Annotated in this window: 1 protein-coding gene; it reads left to right on the top strand. The window is 43.4% G+C overall.

Annotated features, from left to right (window positions below):
* Positions 1–921 (top strand): HAMP domain-containing sensor histidine kinase (locus tag F6K53_RS45260; protein ID WP_293087725.1); only part of this gene is annotated, 921 nt, incomplete at its 5' end.
* Between the last annotated feature and the right edge of the window lie 117 nt (positions 922–1,038).

Raw genomic sequence — 1,038 nt, 5'->3', positions numbered from 1 at the left:
GGCATAGGTTTGATTGCCAAAGACGGTAGCAAGATCTCCGTGGGAAATAGTGCTTCCCCGATTACAGAAGAAGATGGTACCATCAAGGGTGTAGTTCTTGTGCTGTGGAATATCAGGGAACAGCAAAAACCAGAATTATTGGCAGTAGAAAGAGTCAAATTGCCAGGCAAAGCTTGCGCTAGCATACAAGCTGAAGCTCAAGCGGGTCAACTATTGTCTGCAGTACAAGAACTAGGGGCACTGAAATCTGACCTAATCGCTAGGATTTCCCATGAGTTTCGCACTCCCCTATCGATTATTTTAACTGCTGCTGAACTGCTGCAAAAATACGGGTCCAAGTTGTCACCGCACAAACAAGAAAGAAACTTGTATCGGATTCAATCATCAGTGATGCGAATGACTCGAATTATGGAAGATGTTCTGACCTTAAGCAAGGCTGAATCCGGTGAACTCCAGCTCAACTGTGTGCCCGTAGATGTGGTTGAATTCTGCCGCAGTTTAGTGGAAGAGTACCAAATCATGGTGGGAAAGCGCTATACTATCGGTTTGATTCCTCAGGATTCCCCTGGCCTAGTTGAGCTGGATGAACAAATCCTACGGCAAATTTTGAGCAATTTGCTGACCTTAGCAACTCATTACTCCTTGAAGGGTAGTATGATTGCTTTGGAAATGTTTTGTGAAGATAACCAAATTGTGTTCCAGGTAAAAGACCAAGGCAGTGGGATTGTGCCCGAAAGTCAGGGACAATTATTTGAAGCGTTATTCCGAGCTAGTAATATTGGTTCTATGTCTTCTTCAGGAATGGGGTTAGGCATGATCCGCAAGTTTGTGGATTTGCATCGTGGTCAAATTACCTTAACTAGTCAAGTCGGAGTTGGTACAACCTATACGGTAAAATTGCCATTAACCAGTTCTATCTAGGTGGGGTTGGGCTAAAAAGAAATATAGCTAACAACTAACCAATAACTAAGGATGATTCCACAAACCGAATATAAAGAACGTCGTGAACAGTTGATGAGTAAGATTGGCAACGGAACC

The organism is Moorena sp. SIO4A1 (assembly GCF_010672065.1).
GTDB lineage: Bacteria > Cyanobacteriota > Cyanobacteriia > Cyanobacteriales > Coleofasciculaceae > Moorena.
The sequence above is the reverse complement of the archived record's forward strand: the minus strand, read 5'-3'. Positions and strand labels throughout refer to the sequence as shown.